We start from the raw sequence: 19060 nt of genomic DNA, 5'->3' as shown, positions 1-19060 counted from the left end.
AGTGGTGCGCAATGCGCATTGCACACTGAGAAATGCTCAATGAGAAATAAGAAGTACACATTTCATACTGCGCATTGGTGGGAGTTTAAGATACATAACACGTATTGACAATACAGACAGAATCCTTCAAAAATCCGCCCCGAACGCACCTCCCTGGTGCGGCTATACACAACCCCCCGAGCAACGCTTAAACAATGGCTATACACAACCCCCCCAGCATCGATGATTTCGAGGGCCTTCGAAGGCATGCCAAGGAGTCAGTGGACACAGCCGTCGATTACCTGATTCGCATCGACAACCTGCTTGTGCGCATGGGCGAGCTGCTCTACGTCATGCAGCCCTTTCAGTCCGGCAGAATCGCAATTGATTTCAACCTTCACCGAGGCCAGACCAAGCCCTTCATCCGGGTGTACAAGAAGCTCAGGGCAGGCAAGGGGAAATGGACCTCCACCAACGTCAGCCACCTGGGCCTAACCAAGAGAGTCAAGCGTTCCCGTGAGTTCGAGCCTAATCACAAGCTCATGATTGTCCTATGTGAAAGGATCACTAAACTCTTTGAGTTGCGCGGGCAGATGCATGACCGTATCCGCTATCTGATGCATGGCGTAACACTTGCCGTAAGCAAGCGTGCCGCTGAGCTAGATGAACTTGAAAGCCTGGTCAACGGAATGCTCGACCGAGTTGAAATGCAATTCGAAGGGGAGATGGAAGTGGAGTAAGGCTCCATTGCAATTACCCGGAAGCCTCAACGCTTTACTGTGTTGGGGCTTTTTTGTTGGCCAAGTCGAACGAGAAGCTTGACGGTAGTTGGCCAAGTCGGAACTGGGCTTTGGCGAAGTCGAATCAGAATCCTGACGGTGTTATGCGAAGTTGATCCGAGGCTTTGGCTGAGTCGACCAGAATCCTGACGGTAATGTGCGAAGTTAATCCGAGGCTTTCCCTGAGGCGAGGTCGACCTGGTTTGCCGAGAATTACTTTCTGCTGATCGATGGCAGGCTGAGTTTGATTATACGATCGCCATTCCCCTGCAATGGCTGCACGCAGCTCACGCCCATCCATTTAATTCCTTCAATTTCTTTTCTTCCTTCTGCGCCATTGTTCATCCGGCAGTTGTACGCGCAACACTTGTGCCGCAATCTCTTTTGCGTGTGCTGCATCTCACTCCGATATTTCGCCTTCGGTATGCTACCGCCTGTTGTTCCGCCAACACTTGTTGCAATTACACTTTTGTCACTCTCTCTTCCTGCGCTGGGAATTCCGCTCGGGAGTTCTGCTGCCGCCCATTCCCGCTTCGGTCTCTTCGGCTTCTTCAATTCTCTTTTTCCACTTGCTGATCCATCTCTGGAAGTTCTTTCACTTGTTACTCTGGTGGTTCTCCTTCTCGAACAGCGAGTGTTGTTCTTCATGTGAGAGTTGCACGCACTCCTGTGTATCTGGCACTTCTGCCTGCTCTGGTTTGGGTTTCCTCTCTCTTGTTCCAGCGCATCTTTTGTTGGTGTCGCCGTACGCGCTTTTCTGCCAGCGTGAGCATAACCATTTGTGTTCTCCTGCCCACCTTGGCCGAATAGATAGAACTCCGTCACCCTGGTGCGCTCTGGTGAGCTGAGTGGATCCTGCTCGGATGCTGAGCGATTCTCCGGCTACTCGGTGGTGACCACCAGGTGGGATCTGACGGGGTGAGAAAGCAGGCAGGCTGAAACGGATGTGACGGGGTGCGGCGGCGGGGCAGGGCAACGGCGCTGTGCAGATGCGCGGAGTCGGATGCGTCACGTCGGGAGCGCTGCCAGCGGTGGCGGGCGGTGTCTCAAACTGCGCTGGTCGGCGTCAGGCCTGATGCGGGTCGATCGTCGGCGTTGACTCGTGCGCAGCAGGTTCGGTTGCGAGCGGTGGTGAGCTGTGTCGGCTTGCGGCTTGGCCCGGTGTCTGGCCTGAGTCAGCTTTTGTCTGATCGGTGCGTTTGGCTTCCCGGGTGGACGACGATGGATGAGTGAGCTGCCGGCGAGCGGTGCGTCCTCAGCAGGCGGAGTGCGGCGCCTTGTTGCCCGCTTTCGCCCAATCAATCTTCTACGGTTACTCATGGATCACCAGCAGGTGTCCATTACGGGATTAAAGACGATCCTGTGGGAATGCGGAGCCGGCGGATCGGCTTTTGTGGTCCGGCAGGATCATAAATGGTTGTGCCGAGGTCTGGGATTTTCCGGATCGGTCGGGCATAAATGGTTGGCCATACACCAACTGGCTTTTGTAGGTCGCTAGGCATAAATGGTTGTGCGAACTATTTATAACACGTACCTATAAAATGCCTTGCTACGATCCAAATCTATCTGTATCTTTAAGGCATAAATGGTTGTGCACTAGGAGCCGCAAATGGCCAAGTTCAGATTGATCAAGTGGGTAGGGAAGGCGCTGTTCTGCATTGCTTTGCCTTTGGCGTGCGGTTTGCTCGCCATCTACGCCAAGCACCATCTGCCGGGCTGGGCCTTTGCCCTCTCGCTGTTGGTTGTGGTCGCTGGTTCCATTCCGGCGGTGCTGTTCTTCAACCTGTTCCGAGACAAACGCTCAACCGCTCCAAGCAAACGCTTTGAGTTCAGCAAGCAACAAGATGAGTGGGATGACCTGTTCAGCCCATGGCACCGCGACGATGACGATCGCAACTGAAACCCAACCCATAAGGAGGCCGGCAATGGCCGCAGAAGTATTCACTCCCAACACTGAGCAGGCTGTTGCTCTGGCGAGTACCGCACACCGGTTGCTCGTTCGTGCCAAAGCCGGTACCGGCAAGACCGCACTGTTGATCGAGCATGCTCGACGCAAAGGCCAACTGCGCCTTCTGTACGTGACCTTCGGCAAGGCCAACCAAGAGGATGCAGCAGCTCGCTTCCCACGCAACGTCACCACCAAGACCAGCCATGGTCTAGCTTGGGAGGTTGGTGGCCAGTTCAAGAAGACTGGCAAACAGGGCGATCTATTTCCTTCGCAGCTGGCCAAGGCGTACGGCATTCCGATGGCCTTTGCTCGACACCTGCGCGAGACCCTCCACAACTTCATGGTGTCAGCCGACAACGAAATCCTGCCGGTTCATGTTCCAGCGATGATCAGCGTCGCAGAGAAACCCAAAGCGGTGGAGTGGGCCCAGCTGGTGTGGTCGGATCTGCTCCGTCTGCGCCAGTGGTCGCGTGGATGCGGGGAGAGCCAGGCTGATCGTGCCTTGTTTCTCGACTCCACACCGCTGCGCATGCCACACGATGGATATCTCAAACTTTGGGCGATGAGCAATCCCGAGCTGCATCACCGTTACGATGGCATCCTGCTGGACGAGTATCAGGACACCAACCCGGTATTCGCCGCTGTCATCCTGCGTCAGAGCTGTCCGGTGCGGTTGGCGGGTGATGACTTCCAGAGCATCTTCGGCTTCCGCGGCGCATACAACGCTTTCGATGCGGCGCAGTTCGATGAGGTGGTCACTATCTCGGAAAGCCACCGCTTTGGCCCTGCGATCGCCCAACTGGCTACGATGTTGCTTCGCGAGTTCGCCGGCGAGCAGGAACCGGTGCGTTCTTCGCGGATGGATCTGGCTACACGCTTCGAGGTCGACCGTACCCAGCCATACGCAATCATCGGTCGTACCAACGCCAGGTTGTTTGCCAGCGCGGTCGCCCTGCTGGGCACAAAGCGTCTGCATTTTGTGGGCGGCGTCGACGAGTACCCATTCGACAAGCTGGTTGAAGTACACCACTTGCGAGCCAACACCGGTGCTCAGCTGCGTGATCCTCTGATCAGTGCCTTTGCTTCGTTTGCCCAGCTGGAGGCTTACGCCCAAGACACCGACGACAAAGAGATCCACTCCCTCATCAGCGTCGCCAAGCAGTACGGCGATCAGATTCCGTCGCTGGTCAGCCAGATCAAGGCTGCCTGCGTCGACAAGATCGAGGAGGCGGACGTTGCGCTGCTGACTGCCCACCGCTCCAAGGGCTTGGAATTCCCGCAGCTGGTACTGCTCAGTGATTTCCACAACCTGATCACTGACGGCGGTTTGCCGCAGGAACTCGATACTCCTGAACTGCGTCAGGAGCTGCACTTGCTGTACGTGGCACTGACCCGGGCGAAGTGGGCGATTGAGTTGAATGAGCAGATTCTTGCGATCGTGCGCTACTGCGAGACCGTTGGCCGAGTCGATACTGGGGCTGTGGCGGTTTCGAACAGCACCAAACAAATCGGGGGGGCTGCTCTGGAAATTGCGGTTGAACCAGAGAGTGACTTCGGCGCCGTCGAGTATGGCGTGGGGGCATTCGCCAACGTGGCCGAGCTGGTGGGCCAGGACGCAGCATTGTTGTTCGACGGTGACGAGTTGGAATACCGCATTGAGTTGGCGATTCTGCGACAAGGCCTGCTGACCGCGGCCGGGCTGGCGGGATCCCTCGGCGGTCCGGTTTCTGAAATCGCGGACGCGGTGGCGAAGATGATCCGTTGCGGTCGTCTGTCGGCGGGGCTGTTCATCGAATGCGAGGCGGTCACTCGGCGACTGGTAACCAATATCCAGCTGGATGCGGCCTGATATGCGCCGTTCTCTGATCGGTGATGGGGGCTTCCATGGCGGATGACTTCATACGCATCGTGTACCGGCGTGAGGTCGGCGGAAAATCGAAACGGACTTCAGTGTCGATTGACCCGCTGCTGTTTGAGATTTTCAGCCACGTGCGCGGCGGCATCGCCGAAGCCCGCACCGTGTTGCGCGTGTGGGCTATGGAGGCTGATGCCGATCGCACAGAAGCCAATTGGCGCATCGGTAACTCGCGACTGGTTCAGCAGCGAATGTCGGTAGAGATCCTCGAGGCGGTAAAGCTTGGGATTGCCTATCGCAAATTGAGTCAGTCGAAGGGCGGGAAGGGGCAAAGGCGCGGCGCAAGGTTGGACACCGTAGTGGTGGGTGTTGACCAGGAGTCGCAGCAACTGCCGGCGGTAACCGGTCACCTGGAGGTGGAGCATGAATGACAAGTTAAATCCGGTGGCGGATCGCAAATCACTAACGAAGGCACAATTCGTGATGTTGCGGTCACTGGGGCGGGAGGGCAGTTGGACCGAGGGCGATCACCCTCTGTGGAAGGTTTCCCGCCATTGGGTTCACAGCCGCGAACATCACATCTTCGCGATGGGCGCGTGCTGGGAACTCGAGGGCATGGGCTTGGTGGTAAGCACTAATCCTCTTACTTGTTGCGAAGTACACCGATCCGCGAAGAGATTCACCTTGTCCCCACGAGGCAAGGCAATGCTGATACGGATCAATAGTCAACGTCGGGCGCCTCGACTGGCACCATGGATTCCCAACAACGTGATTCTGGCTCTTGCCCGGGCGCGTGCGGCGGTAACTGCTGGTGACCCGACCACCGTTGTGCAACTGATCCTGGTGCAGGCGCAGCACGAAAATGCTTTGAGGCTGGGTTCTGTTCAAGAGCGATTTGTGAAGTTGGTCAAGTCGGCACGCAAAGTTGCAGCCGGGCGCTCTGTACAAGACTTGGGGGCGTTGGAGGAGGCGTTGCGAAGCAGCACGAACGTGCCGCCGGAGTTCGTTGACTCTATCGCTTCCGTGCTCAAGCAGCAACCCCAGCTCGATGCGGTACCGGATTGTCCGCATGAACCAACCGAACAGGAACAGGCTTTGTCCTGACCGGCGCCGCGGTACCTACCAGCAGCAGCGAAACTGCAAAAAGTAATTGTGACTTGACCAACCCCACAGGCGAACTATTCGCACAAATCACCGACAACGCGTATTGGTACGTGTATAGAATCAAAAAAAGGAGCTAAGATGGCCATTGCAGACGTTTTAGGGGACAGCCCGGTACTAATTGTGCTCGCGTGCGTAGCGGCAGTTTTCGTGTATTCCAAGTTGGCAAAGCGGAAGAAGTACTCGACCAAGCACTACCAGTGCATCCCGTTATTGACCGAGCGCGAGCAGGACTTTTTCTGGCGGCTCAAAGATGCGGTACGCGATGACCTGGTCATCGCACCCCAGGTGGTGTTCGGGGCATTCATCAAGGTCAAGGCCACGGCGTTGACCGACAAGAATCACGCCCGGCATGTGGTCGCCCACAACCGGTGTGACTTCTTGCTGTGTGACAAGAAACTCAAGCCGGTGGCGTTGGTGGAGGTCGATGATTCGACTCACAACAACTTCAAGGCCCGTTCCAAGGATCGTCGTCGCGACGATCTCATGAAAGCTGTGGGGGTATCGGTAATCCGATACCGGGACATGCCGGCGCCGGCACAGATCCGCAAGGACCTGAAACTGTAGTTCTGCGTCAAGGAGAGCCGGGGCGTCATGTCCCCGGTTACCCGCGGATGGCAAGGCTCGGCGCAATGGCGAAACCTGTACGAGGGGGAAGGAGTAATGGCAAGCAACGAGGCTCTGACAAACCGAGCGATCGGCATTCTGGTCAACCTGTCCGCCGGGCTCGATGAGACAGGTCGTGAGTGTGACGATGATCGGGTGCAGCTGACCGCTAACCTGCGTTTGGCCGCCGCCGCTGGCGCTGCCGCATTGTCCCAGCGCTCAAAGCGCTCAACGCCGTTCGCCAACGACACCGCTAGCCCGAATGTGAAGTTGGTCAAGTCCGCGGCTGGCTGGCTTGACCAGCTCAAGCAGGCCAAAGGCTTCCACGGCGATGTAACCGCGGCTGAGTTCCTGGGCGTGAGCCCAACCCAGTTCTCGCGCTGGCGCACTGGCAAAGACTTGCTCGACAACTACCACGCCTGGCAGATCGCCACCGCTTTGAACGTGAGCCCGATGGCGATCATCGGCAGCGTGAATTTTCACCATGCTCGTGATACCGAACGTACTCGTTGGTTGCACATGCTCACGACCGTCATCGACGCGGAGTTGCCTCCGATATCAGATGCAGTCATATCTGCCCCAGCCCCAGCGTTGGTACCTGTGGACCCACCAGCGAAAGAGGCGACCGCACAAGGGAGTAAGTGGACAGCAGAAGAGGATGCGCGGCTCGTCTCTGCGTATCAGGATTGTGCCGACGTAGCTGCCTTGGCCAAGTCTCATCGGCGATCGATCAAAGCCATCTTGCTGCGCCTGAGTCACACCCATCGCCTTCTGAGCAGTGAAACGTTAGCCAGTCTGTGTGAGCTGTATGGCGTGGATTTGCGCCACCAGGGGCGAGACAAAAAGCCTGCACGCAAAACTCCTCAGGCCGCGGAAAAGTCGCAGCAGTCTGCATCGTCAGTTTTTTTGTAATTGAGCGCGTTGGATGCCGATCAATTATCGGATGTAAGGACGAGTAGTTGTGCAAACCAGTGTTTCAACCACCGCCCCGATTACCGGGGCTTTGCAGCGCCACGACGTGAGTGCACGTCGTGATTTATCAACCATTTGGAAGGGGAAAAACATGTCTGCAACTACCGATGAGCAAAAGTCCTTCAGCAGGTGGCTCATGGAGGTTTTCGTTGCCATTTCGGTGATATTCAATCGGCTTTGGCTCGGACTGGTAGCAGTGCCTGCTGGTTTAGTGCTCACTTGTTTGCTAATGGCAAACGACTTTTCGCCGACCAAGGTCATTGAAAGTGTCATGGTCATCAGTCACGAAACGATGCAGAACTTGCAACCTGGAGCTGTGGTTGGCACATACCGATGGACGGAGTGCGCCGACGCGATTCATTCAAAAAAACTGAGCGCACCTGTCACCAACGATCAGTGTAACCACCTCGTGAATCGTGCCGGTACATTGTCTGAGGCGTTGAACGGTGTTGGGCCCATTGCCTACTTGTTCCTCATCCTGGCGGTGTTGTCTTTCATTGCCCAGTTGTACATGTGGCCGAGTTCCCGTTTCGGTATGCGCTCAAAACTGGCGCGCTTGCTGCGAATGAACCATTCGTAACCGTGAAACCGCCGGGCAGACCGAGTTCTTGTATCAAAGGGGCTTGGCTGTGCAGGGCGGGGCAATCGAGTGGGTTGCTGTTCGTCAACTTGACCAATTGTGCCATCCAAACCATCAGGCACTAACGATGGCACATCTCGGCTCAAGCAACCGCCCTGTATCCAAGGCTTTCAGAGCTCTGAGTCTGTCGTCACTAGCGATGGCACATTTGGCGGTCGCTCTAGCGCCAACTCCCAGGTAATCCGGAATGTTTCACAGATCGTTCAATGAGCGATCTGTGTTGATCGTCAAGTCACCAGCGAAAATGGAGCCTAAACCATGAGTGAGCCAAACCACTTCCGTCCCGACCAGGCCGGGAATTTACCATTCACCACTGAGGTCGAGCTCCTGCTAGGTGGTATCAGTCGTGCGATGCATCCCGACGGCACCCTCCAGTTCACCGACCAGAATTGCGAGCCAGTGGCGTTGTATTCGCCTCGGCTCAATGAGCATGCGCTGGAAGCATTTTGCGAGCAGCACATTGAACGGTATCGAGCACACCACCAGAAGCACAAAACCGCCATTCAGGAAGACGAGACGCCGCCCATTGAACCGTTTTGGGAGTAAGGCAGGTACTTGAATTGTTGAATGACTGGTGACGAGAATAAGGCTTGAATAGGTGCGTTAAACGCACCTATAATTCCCGCGTCAACGATAAATGGGAAGGCCTTCATGATCGACAACAATGACCGCAAAAAAGATTTGGAAGACGTTGGCGTGCTGTTTCACGCGCTCATTCGCTACATCGAAGCCAATGAGGAGATGCGCGACCAGTCGGTGGTAGCCGCGGGTTACGCCAACCTTTTGGATATGGCTGGAGTGGCCGCACAAGCGCTCGCCTTGCAGCATCAGGAAGAAGGTGATGACTGGGACGGATGTGTCTGGTTTGAACTGTTGGAGAAGATCGACGCAGGCAGCCTCGCTGAGGCGCTTATGGCGGATGAAGACCCAGATGTGCCAGCGGTAGTGCAGGAGTGGTTGGATCGCATTGAGTGATCCCCATCGCAAAAGTTGCTGGCGCAACTGCGCTTAACTTTCAAGCCAGCTTCCAACAAAACATTCCTCCAGCGTGCCACTTTCAGAGGTGCCGCCCGGCAAGGTAACAACAATTACAGGTGTGATCATGAAAGAAGAAGCAACGGCCGCAATGGCGAACTTGGAACTGTGTCGCGAGCTTTACCCCGAGGAACAGCGCCGACAGTTCTATGCGGTGTATCAGGAGGCTCGTATGGCTGCCAAAGCTGCGGCTGACGAACTATTCTCGCTTGAAGACCCCCGTGGATGGCGCTTCTGGCAGCGTCCTAAGCACGATTGGCTATGGAAACGAAATAAGTTGGATGAGGCGTTTCGCAAAGCGCGCCTGATTGTCAAAAAATTGGAGGAACAACACCCGCTGCTTGCGAAGGTTTTCATTCACCGCGGCAACCCGGTCTGATTATTTGTAGTGGCCTTTTCCAAGCCTCGCATTTGCGGGGCCGATTAATTAGAAGGGTGCCCGTTCTGGTATCCAATTGATGAACAGAGATCAAGCATGGCCAGTGAACCTCTCGGGAAAACGATCATGAGCAGCCCCACCAAAGCCCAACTGGATCAGATCTATCGCAACACTCACAGCGATTACAAAGGCCTGTCAGAAGATGGTGTTCGCATGATTTTGGTTTGCCGGGGGGCGACCTGCCTTGTCGCCTTGGAAGACCTGACGCCGGAAGAGGCCTCAAAGCGACTTCCGAGATCCAAGGAATAAATATCTTTCGTCGCACTAACGGCCCTTAATGTCCTTTTGCAGTACAGAGATTGACCAGCGACAAACTGTCGTCAGGCCTGGTAGAACGCTTGTAGATGCTGATCATTAGCAACCAGCACGTGGCCGCTGAGTTCGTATCGCGCCAATCCTGATAGGGTTGTTCTGTAGAGCTGATTCTTCACACCCTCGCTTCAATGCATTAACCTATTTGCCAAATAATAACCAAATAGGTTATTGTCCTTCGTATGGAAAAAAGAACCCCACACTGCAAGCTGTCCGTTGTGAAGGCCTTGATTGGTGCGGGCAAAGTGAAATCGACCACAACCGCGCTCATTGGCGCTGCTGCGTTGGGTTTCGACTTTGAAGGGATGGTCGGCATCGTATTGCTGCTCACGCCTGCCGACTTCTACAAGAGCATGACAACCTACGCCGACCACACCACTTGGCAAGACGTCTACCGTCCGAAGCTGGGCGATGGTCGCCGGGTTTATCTGAAACTCACTGTGACCGATGACGCGTTGATCGTCTCGTTCAAGGAGCAATGACATGAAATGTCCAATCTGTGGGGGCGCGGAGCTGGTGACTGACACCCGCGACCTGTCGTACACCTACAAAAACGAATCGACCGTTATCCCGGACGTACACGGCGAGTTTTGCTCTGCGTGCGGGGAATCGATTTTGGGCGTTGCTGAGTCGAACCGTGTAAGCGCGGCAATGCTGGCGTTCAACAAGAAGGTCAACGCGGCCGTGGTGGATCCGCTGTTCATCACCAGCGTGCGCAAGAAGCTGGCGCTTGATCAGCGCCAAGCCGCTGAAATCTTCGGCGGGGGCACCAATGCGTTCTCTCGGTATGAAACGGGGAAGGTAAAGCCCCCGATCGCGCTGGTGCTGCTGCTCAAGCTGCTCGATCGTCACCCGGAATTGCTGAATGAAGTGAGAGCGGCATGATCGACGACGGCCTCGAAGAGGCTCGCATGGATCTGGCGAAAATCAAAGCGTCGCTGGAAACATCGCTGGCGGCCCTTGAGCTGGTACCGATCGAGCCGGGGGCCGATGCAATCGCTGTCAGGGCGCGAGTAGTGGAGGAGGTCAAGCAGACCCTCCAAAGCGTCGAGCTGCTGGCCCAAAACATCGGCGGCATCCCTGCGCCTGTTCTCCACTGATGACACTGAGGCCCCTATGAGCGAAATGGATGAAAAGACCAAGCGACTGGCTGAATGGCACGAAACGCTGAGCGGCACGATCGTGCGCGGCAGCTACGACGCTTGGCACGCTGAGTTGCGCCAGGGTGTCCGGATGATGAAAACCGAGGGGCTGATAAGCGCTGAGGAAGCACGTGAGCTGCTGGAGCTGGCGGACGCTGCGCACAGCCACATGATCGAATCCCTGAACGATCGCTGATCGGCCTCGATGCCGTTCGCTGCGTCATAAACCAACCCTCAACACTCAAGGAATTTGTTATGAGCATCAACACAGAGCGCACCTACCGTCTCATCGGCAAAGACCAGGCCGACGCGACGTTTTCCGTCTTCCCTACCGGTCAGCTGCAAATCGATTTCCTGCATACCCTGTGCAGCGTGCGAGCTCATACCAAGCAGCTGCGGTTCGAGCCGCGGGTCGTCGCTGGCCACCTTGAGACGGTACGCATCACCTACGAACACGGCAACGATGTGTTCTGGAGTGTGACCATCAGCCCGACCGATGCCGAAGAGCTGCAGAGCATCATCCGTGCAGCTGCCGAATCGCTGGAAAAGATCTAAGGCCAAACGCCGCGTAGTAGATAACCAAGTTAAACCGAGGGCCGGAGCGATGATTCGTCACCGGCCCTCTGTGCATTTTGGGGTGACACACTCGACCCTTTGCGATCCGGGGCGACCTTACGTACGGTTGGCTTTTGAGCCCAACAGGTCCTCTCTAGCGATGGCACATTACGCATTCTTACCGTCAGTTTTCTCTAACGGGACGCGGGGGCGGAGACTGACTGTGCCCATCAAAAGGGCTACTCCATTTGCGGAGTCTAACGATGGCACAACTCAGACCCCTTGTACTTTTGTGGCCTTTAATCGGACGACATTGCAGTCGAAACCCATCGGTGACGAGATCCCTTTCGCAAAGCGCAATTGTGAGTCCAGAAGCTTGTCGCTGGTCTTGACCTCGACCAGACTCATCTGCCCGCCCTCGATCACGATCAGGTCGGGCCACCCAGCGCGGTAATCGTAAGGTGCATCGGAGAACGCCATTAGCAGGTCCGCCAGTTTCTCCCTACCCAGTTGCTCGAATAATTCCAGCATGAATGTCGCCTTCACCCTCGGAAAAAATGACGCGAGGGTTGAGCTTCTCGAAAGCTCGCTCACATTTCGCTCAAGTGCGTCCGATGTAACATTCCTAACGGAATATACAATCTCGGCAGTGTGCTCCACCAGAATCGTCATCTGTGCTTCCAGGTAGCGGTTGACCGCATCGACTCGATCGCCGAATGGATTCCTGCGTGCCAAAGTTTCTAGTGCAGCTGCCTTCATGAGTAAAAGGGCAGATCCTCCTTCGCAATAACTCACGCTGGCGCCGGCGTCGGCAAACATCTGACCAACCACTTCCTCAGGTAGTCCGACCGGGTTTCCCTCTATTGACCAAAGACGTTTGTCATGTTTCTGCGCCCGCACCTCGGTCAGCGACCAGCCGATATCGGCGCACTGATCGGCCAGTGAGATCTTCTGCTGTTTCATGGGGTACATCCTTTGTCAGGTGAATTGATACCGCTATTTCCGTATAGCTACGTGTTATGTATCATTCAGATACCAAGAGGCATTTTGCTTCCGTGGGTTCCAGACGATCACGCTCGCTGCGCTGTGTTGATTCAAGCATGGCGAAGCCGGTAAGCAGAACTCAATCAATAAAACGGCGGGTCAGCCCTACAGCAAGTGGCAGAACTCGACACCTAGAAGGGGAAGCCATGAGCAACGAAACGGCCCAATGCGCATTGCGCAAAATGGACAGCGACCTTGAGCTGCATCACCGCACCTGGGAGATCGATGGCGATCTCTATCGTTGCCGTCACTGCAAGTCCGGCCAACTGTCCAGCAAGGGCGCTGAGAAGTTTGTCCACGCATCTGATTGTGTAGCAAAAAGCACGGTCAGTGATCACCCTTGGCTTGACCTCGTTCGTCATACCTCAGCTCTGTCCAGACCTACTCAGGTCGAGCCCTGCTCGGGTTCCATGTCTCAATTGGAAGTTGCAGGCGAGGCCCACGCCATTGAAAACCGCTCTGAGGGTCATTACAGGCAGGTGGGCTGCTTGCACAACGGACCGAAGGAACAGACCTATGTCTGAACTCTTGTTGAAGGCACTAGGTCCGCGTCCGGACCGCCCAGTCGATGGTTTTTTTATTGCTGCGCAGTTGGCCCAAGTTATCAGCGACGGGACTCTGCCGGTCGGTACCAAGCTGAGTCAGCAGGCTATCGCCAACCATTACAACGTCAGCCGCATGCCGGTGCGTGAAGCACTGCGCTGCGTCCAGGCTCGCGGGCTGATCGACGGCAAGCCACACCACACGCCTAAAGTGGTGGCCAGCGCTCTCATCGATGATTCGATGGCCAAGGCTCAAGCTGAACTGGGCAAAGCATTGCGGCTGCTGGAGAAGTGCTTGCCTCGCCTTGACCGCCCGAATGATGCGTTGGCGCCAGTTGTCGCCGAATTCCTCGCCGCCAATCAGGCAGGCCAAGGTGGTGACCAATGAGCACCGGTCAACAGAAATTCCCATGGAAGGCGCACGGGATCACCTTCACCAGTCGTGTCCATCTTGAGCAGACAGTAGAGAGCCTTTCAAAGGGCAAGTCCGCCGCGCATGTAAACGCTGCACAAACCCTGCTGCGAGACGCAATGCACCACTACAAGCTCAGCACCGACCAGTACACAGATATCAAGGAGAGATTGCACCTATGAGCCAGACGCCCGAATTCAACCTGAACACGCCCGACGGCGGACGCGGTTATATCGACAGCCTGTTCAAGACCGTGCTGAAGCGGCACGACTTCCGCCAATACATCAACGATCGGCTCGCCGGTGACTTCGCCTGCACGCTGGCACAGTACCTCGAAAGCCTGAATGCCCAACTTGCCGAGCAGGTTCACAAAAACACCACTGAGGTCTCGCGCTACAACGATGAGTTGCAGGTCCGTCTGCATCTGGCTGACGAACTGATTCGTGATGCGTGGCGCCTGATGGATGGTCAGGACGCGAAAACGTCCAGCTGGCACCTGCTGGCCAGCCTCTACATTAACAATCCTGACGCCGCTGGCGTGGACATCAAGGCAATTGGCTTGATCGATACCGCCCGCGTGGATCTGTACGAGCGCCTACACATGCAAGAGTTCGCGCTGGTGCCGTACTTTGACGACAGTGTGGCCAAATGGTTTATTCCCCCGGCGGACGATGATCAGCACGACGGGCAGGCCTTCGGCACCTGGCGTCAGGCCATCGACTCGCTGGCGCAGGTTGGCGATCTGCCGTTGGCGCCTGTCGTGAGTGAGGTCGAAACCTCGCTGGGTGATCTTCAAGCCCGTCATTACCGATTGCTTGCCGACATGGAAACAATCGCCGCCCGACAGGTACCGGTCACACTTCCCATTGCTGAGTTCGCTGCTGCTGCCATGGCGGACGCCCTGTCGAATACCTTCAGCGGCTTTAAGTGGGAAGACTTCCAGCGCATCGCAAACAAGCCCGGTGTTCATTGCGCATTGGCCGCATTCTCCGCGGACTCAACCGGCGACAACGGTGTGAGGGTCGTGCAGGCCGTCATTGAGGCGCTGAACATTCACCAGTCCTCCACCAGCCCCTGCAACGACTGTCACGTCGCAGATTTCTGCATGTCGATCAGGCAGGAGGAAATCCGCTGCTCGTGTAATTCACCTAATCAGGTCAGCAAGGCCGCCATGGGGGATGAACGCCATGAATAAGCCCGTTTCCGGAACCCTGTCTCGAGAAACCCTAACCACCGCTTTGCTGGCCATCACAGCTGATCTGGAAACTCTGGCTAATGGCGCTGCTATCCAGCACCACAAGATCGCGGCCGCCGAAATCCGCGCTCTGCTGAATGGCCAGGAAGGTTTGGGAAGTGATCCAGTAGCTGAGCTGGCGCCGGACTTTGTAGCCAGCCTTCGGCTGCGGTACACCTCAACTCCTGTTCCACCCTGTCGCGTGTGTGGTGGGGTTTTGCATGTAGCCAAGTGCGGTGGCGGTAAAGCAACGGTGTATGCCTGCAAGGGCGCCACACGCGAGGATAACTCGACCGATTGTGCTCACTATGAACAGAGCCAGTTCATGCACCGGAATGCGGGAGACGATGAGGTCATTGCGTTTATTGATGCGGCCACTACTGAGCTTGAACGCACCAAGCGTTTCATGAACATCAATGCGGAGTCTGCCCAAGCCAAGCATCTGGAAGCATTGCGCTATCGAGACGAGCGTGACGCCCTGCGCATGCTGTTGGTTCCGCCAATGGGAATTGGGCGCTTGATCAATTCGCAAGACAACAGCGGTACCGACCAGCCGCTGTTCGCAGTGATGGAAAAGCGCGGAATGGTCACCCTCGAAACACACGACCACGACCGTATTGAGTGGTACCACTCCGAAAACGTCTCCACGGCAGATGACCGCACCGCCCTGCGACTGGAGGCGATACACGCCGCCGGACGAGAAGTGAAGGGCTGGGAGCGTTACGCGGTGAAGGATATCGACCTGTTCGTAACCGCCTGCTTCACAGAGCAAGGGTGTATCGACTTCCTAGCTCGTGATGGCCATAACCACACCAAGCCATTCATCTGCGCATTCGGCAGTTATCGCAACGGGGAGTACCAGAAGCTCCGTGATTGGCTGAAATCGCTCCCAGCAACTCAAAATGCGGAAACACAGCTATGAAGGCACAAACCCCGGCGACAGTGAAAACCAGCTGCGAGCCAAAGCTCTATCCTGACCGTCTGTGCCATCTCGATTACACGGCACATCCACATCGTTGCGGGTGCTTGGGTGGCGATGACGAAGCGCAGCGGCGTTTCAACGAGTACCGAGCCATGACCAATCCCCCAACGATTGCCGACGTATTGCGGGGAGATCTTGAGCTTGTCCTGACTTACGGATGCAGTACCGACGCATCGAAGGCGGCATGGGAAAAGCTGCGTGCTCTACTTGATGCGCCTGTGGAGTCGCAAGGGCTAGCCTCGCCGCTCAGTGACACCGCCCAGGCGCAGTTAATCGCCATTTGTCGTGGCGCTGCGCAGCGGTGCGATGAGCAGCATGCGTACATGGCTGCGGCCAGTAGCGACCCTCACAACTGGTTCCCGCATAAATGGGTGATGGACGCCATGCGCTCCCTGCTGCAAGTCAACGCGCGCAGCCAGCAATCAACCATCAATCAGCTACAGGCACGCATCGAAGAGCTGGAACGTGAGCGCGGGCAGCCGGTTGATAAGTGGCTGGACATGGCCTCTGCGCCACGTGACGGAACCATGGTGCGCTTGCTGGTTGAGTTCGAAGAACACTCGACAGAGGATGTGGATCAAGCCCCTACCATCGGCGCGAACAACTTTGACAATGACGGGGAAGATCGTTGGCAGTTCGCTGGCTGGTGCTGGTCGCATGACCATTTTGTGGAGGGCAAAGGCGTCCCGGTTGGCTGGCTCCCGTTTCTGCACGTTCAGGTGGCACCGGCGGCGCTCCCTGATGGCTACTGCATCATGCCGAGAAGTCTGACCGCCGAGAATGGAGCGAAAGCGCTACTGCTTGGGGAATTCAAGGTGACGGTAACCAAAGAATGCCCCGAATGTGCCGAGCTGGATGACCAGAACGAGCAGTGCGAGATTTGCGACGGTGAAGGCCAGTACAGCCAGAGTCACATAATTTCGTGGGATCAGATCAAGTTCATTTATAGCAAGGCGGTGGGGGGGCTGTCTCTGAGCCCAGGTCGCGTCGAACTCCAAGCCGCAAGTTTTGCAGAGCTGGGTCGCCTGCGAGGAGAGGCGCTGACCTTCACATACAAACACCCATCCACTACCGAGCGGCGCACCGTCAGTCTGTCACGTGCCGAAGTCGCCGAAGGTATGGAAGCCACTTTGTACGAAAAGCTTGTTGCGCAGCTATGCCAATGTGAATCGGTTGGCGAAACGAACGTGGTTGATTGCAACTGCCATCAGTACGGCCACGATTTTGAGCGAGTTGCGGAGACTGACTTTGAAGGGAGCGCGGTATGACTGAACAAATGATTGAAGTACCGCTGGTGCTTAACGAGCAACAGCGCAGGGACGTATTGCGGTTCCACGAAACCACCGAGGATGATCAGGGCTACGACGTCCCTGCTGATCGGATGAAGTCGCTGGCGCGTGTCGGGTTAATCCGGTCTATTGGGTTCAAACGTTACGAATTCACAGATGCAGGCCTGGCGGTGGTTGTGGCAATCAACGGCGCCGCCAGTGATGCCTTCCATACCCCATCCACGGGTGACGCTGCTGGGATCCAACCATTCGCCTGGATCGCGGACTTCGCCGCATGCGGCGGTGGCCGGAGCGTTTTCACCTCCGAGCAGGCTGCACACAATACCGACCGCATGTGCGCTAAAACGCCGGTTTATACACTCGAATCCCGAGCTTCGGCCTTGGCGGCGATTAAGACATTGGAAACCGCCGGGTACGCCTATAAGGGGGGCGAGGTGTGGGAACCGCCGGTAGGCGCTGCACCGGAATTAAGCCAACACCAAGGGGCACCGGTGGATCTCTCTCTACAGAGCATGCTGAACCTGAATTGGTCGGCGGCGGATGTTGTTCGCGCTATTACCGATCAAGGTCCGCTGTACCGCAAACCGCCGGTGAGCCACGGAGATACAGCTTCACTTCGCAAGGTGTACGACTTGATCGGCCTTTCCTACAGCCAGCCGGTGTCTGTGCTGCTGGTGAACTTCACCAACATCATCCGGTTCGCTAACCTTCTGCATGCGATCGAGCGTGAGTTTTTCATGGTCCCCGGCGAGCCGAGCGACGAACCCGAGGACGAAGGTTGCGAGCCTGATGACGTTTGTCTGGTGAATTGCTGGGGATCCTCCGAAGCGGAATACATCGAACAATTCCGGGCAGCACTTTCCACACTGACAGAGCCGCGCAGTACTGCGTTGGCCAAATACATCGCTGTCGTAGATGGCTGTTACCGTCTTGCCAGCATTCACTCCGGCAGTATTGACGGAGTTGATGAACAGGGTGGCGATGAGCACTCGGACCCAATCTGCGCCATTTTTCACCGTCTGTATTACGCCCGGTACCTGTTACCCAAAACAGTACCCGGAACGGCGGCAGTAATGACCAATACGAGTGGTCAAGCTCACTGCCCTCATTGCGCGGTGTGCCATACGGCCGAGGAGACGTGTATCCAAGCTCTGCGCCGAACTCTCTCGCTTTATGAGCGTACCGAGCATGGGACTGAAGGTGTTGAACCATGCGCCTGAAGAAAGCTGAACGCGAGCAACTACGGCTGAAATATGGTGGCCACTGCGCCTATTGTGGCGTTGTGCTTGTGGGTAACAGATGGCACGAGGATCACCTTGAGCCGATCATCCGACAAGTCGATAAGCCCACCGAGCGACCCGAAAACCATCGCCTCGACAACATGATGCCCGCCTGCGCCCCGTGTAATCGAAGTAAAGGGCGGCAGGAGCTTGAAGGTTGGCGCAATTGGCTTGCAGGGCACGTGAATAGCCTCAATGAGTATCACGGCATCTATCGAATGGCAAAAGCCTTTGGGTTGGTCGTGGAGACGGCGGCTCCGGTCGTCTTCTACTTTGAGAAATGCCCGGCGGGGCGAGAATGAAAGCCCTGACTATTCGGCAGCCTTGGGCTTGGCTCATTGTGCACGCTGGGAAGAACGTCGAAAACCGCAGTTGGCGGTCTCACTACCGCGGCCGCTTTCTGGTGCATGCGGCAAAAGGAATGACCCGACGCGAATACGAAGAAGCCAGGGCGTGGTCTTTTGCATGCGGAGCGATTGAGATCCCTGCGTTTGGTGAACTGGACCGGGGCGGTGTGATTGGTTCGGTTGAATTGGTAGACGTCCTCGATCACAGCGACTCGCCCTGGTTCATGGGGCCAAAGGCTTTTTTGCTACGCGATCCGCAGCCCCTTCCATTTGCGCCGCTCAAAGGTCGACTCGGATTCTTCGAGGTACCAACCGCTTATGACTGACATAGACGAATTGCAGGAGGAGCGTCGCCTCTGCTCCATCTGTGATGATCCAATGATTGTGGGGCAGGCCTTCCACGGCATTAGCCAAGTCCATTGGGATTGTGCTCAGCAGGCGCCGGCGGAAACTCCTACCGGGGTTTTATTTGTTCATGCGGCAACAGGGGCCGCGGGTGCTATGGGA

27 protein-coding genes are annotated in these 19060 nt (G+C 56.4%); 26 read left to right on the top strand and 1 reads right to left on the bottom strand.

Going from position 1 to position 19060, the window contains the following annotated elements; all coding sequences use genetic code 11:
• Window positions 1–260: 260 nt before the first annotated feature.
• The 17 genes from QMX88_RS04165 (at window position 261) to QMX88_RS04085 (ending at window position 11423) form a co-directional block, all read left to right on the top strand.
• A complete protein-coding gene (locus QMX88_RS04165; protein WP_198860026.1) occupies window positions 261–719 on the top strand; it encodes a hypothetical protein in 459 nt (152 codons plus the stop codon).
• Between the two features lie 1648 nt (window positions 720–2367).
• Window positions 2368–2658, top strand: a complete 291-nt coding sequence (locus QMX88_RS04160) for a hypothetical protein (protein WP_282366628.1) — start codon at window positions 2368–2370, stop codon at window positions 2656–2658.
• A gap of 25 nt (window positions 2659–2683) precedes the next feature.
• Window positions 2684–4555, top strand: coding sequence for a UvrD-helicase domain-containing protein (locus tag QMX88_RS04155; protein WP_282366626.1), 1872 nt, complete (start codon window positions 2684–2686; stop codon window positions 4553–4555).
• 35 nt (window positions 4556–4590) lie between these two features.
• On the top strand, window positions 4591–4992 hold the full coding sequence (locus QMX88_RS04150) for a hypothetical protein (RefSeq protein ID WP_282366625.1): 402 nt from the start codon (window positions 4591–4593) through the stop codon (window positions 4990–4992).
• Window positions 4985–5665 (top strand): hypothetical protein, encoded by a 681-nt coding sequence (locus QMX88_RS04145; protein ID WP_282366624.1) that lies wholly within the window; start codon window positions 4985–4987, stop codon window positions 5663–5665. The genes QMX88_RS04150 and QMX88_RS04145 overlap by 8 nt, the downstream gene beginning before the upstream one ends.
• Before the next feature lie 138 nt (window positions 5666–5803).
• On the top strand, window positions 5804–6289 hold the full coding sequence (locus QMX88_RS04140) for a DUF2726 domain-containing protein (protein WP_282366622.1): 486 nt from the start codon (window positions 5804–5806) through the stop codon (window positions 6287–6289).
• A gap of 96 nt (window positions 6290–6385) precedes the next feature.
• Window positions 6386–7240: a hypothetical protein gene (locus QMX88_RS04135; RefSeq protein ID WP_282366620.1), complete on the top strand. Its 855-nt coding sequence runs from the start codon at window positions 6386–6388 to the stop codon at window positions 7238–7240.
• 49 nt (window positions 7241–7289) lie between these two features.
• On the top strand, window positions 7290–7880 hold the full coding sequence (locus QMX88_RS04130; protein WP_282366618.1) for a hypothetical protein: 591 nt from the start codon (window positions 7290–7292) through the stop codon (window positions 7878–7880).
• Window positions 7881–8198: 318 nt separating this feature from the next.
• Window positions 8199–8486, top strand: coding sequence for a hypothetical protein (locus QMX88_RS04125; protein WP_230691917.1), 288 nt, complete (start codon window positions 8199–8201; stop codon window positions 8484–8486).
• Window positions 8487–8591: 105 nt separating this feature from the next.
• Window positions 8592–8915 carry a hypothetical protein gene (locus tag QMX88_RS04120; protein ID WP_230691918.1) on the top strand — a complete coding sequence of 108 codons (324 nt, stop codon included), beginning with the start codon at window positions 8592–8594 and terminating at the stop codon, window positions 8913–8915.
• Between the two features lie 127 nt (window positions 8916–9042).
• Window positions 9043–9354 (top strand): hypothetical protein, encoded by a 312-nt coding sequence (locus QMX88_RS04115; RefSeq protein WP_282366615.1) that lies wholly within the window; start codon window positions 9043–9045, stop codon window positions 9352–9354.
• A gap of 126 nt (window positions 9355–9480) precedes the next feature.
• Window positions 9481–9663, top strand: coding sequence for a hypothetical protein (locus tag QMX88_RS04110; protein ID WP_282366613.1), 183 nt, complete (start codon window positions 9481–9483; stop codon window positions 9661–9663).
• A gap of 245 nt (window positions 9664–9908) precedes the next feature.
• A complete protein-coding gene (locus QMX88_RS04105) occupies window positions 9909–10208 on the top strand; it encodes a type II toxin-antitoxin system MqsR family toxin (RefSeq protein WP_282366611.1) in 300 nt (99 codons plus the stop codon).
• Between the two features lies 1 nt (window position 10209).
• Window positions 10210–10611 (top strand): type II toxin-antitoxin system MqsA family antitoxin, encoded by a 402-nt coding sequence (locus QMX88_RS04100; RefSeq protein ID WP_282366609.1) that lies wholly within the window; start codon window positions 10210–10212, stop codon window positions 10609–10611.
• A complete protein-coding gene (locus QMX88_RS04095; protein WP_282366607.1) occupies window positions 10608–10826 on the top strand; it encodes a hypothetical protein in 219 nt (72 codons plus the stop codon). Before QMX88_RS04100 ends, QMX88_RS04095 begins: the two co-directional genes overlap by 4 nt.
• 16 nt (window positions 10827–10842) lie before the next feature.
• Window positions 10843–11064 (top strand): hypothetical protein, encoded by a 222-nt coding sequence (locus QMX88_RS04090; protein ID WP_282366605.1) that lies wholly within the window; start codon window positions 10843–10845, stop codon window positions 11062–11064.
• A 59-nt stretch (window positions 11065–11123) separates the two neighbouring features.
• Window positions 11124–11423 (top strand): hypothetical protein, encoded by a 300-nt coding sequence (locus tag QMX88_RS04085; RefSeq protein WP_282366600.1) that lies wholly within the window; start codon window positions 11124–11126, stop codon window positions 11421–11423.
• Window positions 11424–11696: 273 nt separating this feature from the next.
• Here the strand turns inward: QMX88_RS04085 and QMX88_RS04080 are convergent, their stop codons facing one another.
• Window positions 11697–12386 carry a VRR-NUC domain-containing protein gene (locus QMX88_RS04080; RefSeq protein WP_282366598.1) on the bottom strand — a complete coding sequence of 230 codons (690 nt, stop codon included), beginning with the start codon at window positions 12384–12386 and terminating at the stop codon, window positions 11697–11699.
• 227 nt (window positions 12387–12613) lie between these two features.
• Between QMX88_RS04080 and QMX88_RS04075 the strand changes: the two genes are divergently transcribed.
• The 9 genes from QMX88_RS04075 to QMX88_RS04035 are packed head-to-tail and all read left to right on the top strand — an operon-like array spanning window position 12614 to window position 18879.
• Complete coding sequence (locus tag QMX88_RS04075) at window positions 12614–12991, top strand: hypothetical protein (protein ID WP_282366596.1); 378 nt, start codon at window positions 12614–12616, stop codon at window positions 12989–12991.
• Window positions 12984–13397: a GntR family transcriptional regulator gene (locus QMX88_RS04070; RefSeq protein ID WP_230691928.1), complete on the top strand. Its 414-nt coding sequence runs from the start codon at window positions 12984–12986 to the stop codon at window positions 13395–13397. The genes QMX88_RS04075 and QMX88_RS04070 overlap by 8 nt, the downstream gene beginning before the upstream one ends.
• Window positions 13394–13603, top strand: a complete 210-nt coding sequence (locus QMX88_RS04065; protein WP_230691929.1) for a hypothetical protein — start codon at window positions 13394–13396, stop codon at window positions 13601–13603. The genes QMX88_RS04070 and QMX88_RS04065 overlap by 4 nt, the downstream gene beginning before the upstream one ends.
• The gene (locus QMX88_RS04060; RefSeq protein WP_282366590.1) at window positions 13600–14616 is read left to right on the top strand and encodes a hypothetical protein; all 1017 of its coding nucleotides are present in this window, start codon (window positions 13600–13602) and stop codon (window positions 14614–14616) included. The genes QMX88_RS04065 and QMX88_RS04060 overlap by 4 nt, the downstream gene beginning before the upstream one ends.
• On the top strand, window positions 14609–15577 hold the full coding sequence (locus QMX88_RS04055; RefSeq protein ID WP_282366588.1) for a hypothetical protein: 969 nt from the start codon (window positions 14609–14611) through the stop codon (window positions 15575–15577). The genes QMX88_RS04060 and QMX88_RS04055 overlap by 8 nt, the downstream gene beginning before the upstream one ends.
• A complete protein-coding gene (locus QMX88_RS04050) occupies window positions 15574–16905 on the top strand; it encodes a hypothetical protein (protein ID WP_282366587.1) in 1332 nt (443 codons plus the stop codon). The genes QMX88_RS04055 and QMX88_RS04050 overlap by 4 nt, the downstream gene beginning before the upstream one ends.
• Window positions 16902–18146: a hypothetical protein gene (locus tag QMX88_RS04045; RefSeq protein ID WP_282366586.1), complete on the top strand. Its 1245-nt coding sequence runs from the start codon at window positions 16902–16904 to the stop codon at window positions 18144–18146. The genes QMX88_RS04050 and QMX88_RS04045 overlap by 4 nt, the downstream gene beginning before the upstream one ends.
• A complete protein-coding gene (locus QMX88_RS04040) occupies window positions 18137–18508 on the top strand; it encodes an HNH endonuclease (RefSeq protein WP_230691934.1) in 372 nt (123 codons plus the stop codon). Before QMX88_RS04045 ends, QMX88_RS04040 begins: the two co-directional genes overlap by 10 nt.
• Window positions 18505–18879, top strand: coding sequence for an ASCH domain-containing protein (locus tag QMX88_RS04035; protein ID WP_230691935.1), 375 nt, complete (start codon window positions 18505–18507; stop codon window positions 18877–18879). The genes QMX88_RS04040 and QMX88_RS04035 overlap by 4 nt, the downstream gene beginning before the upstream one ends.
• Window positions 18880–19060: the final 181 nt, after the last annotated feature.

Origin of the sequence: Pseudomonas sp. PS02290, assembly GCF_029960075.1 — a bacterium.
Lineage (GTDB): Bacteria > Pseudomonadota > Gammaproteobacteria > Pseudomonadales > Pseudomonadaceae > Aquipseudomonas.
Note: the sequence above shows the minus strand (reverse complement) of the source record. Positions and strands in the feature narration are given on the sequence as shown.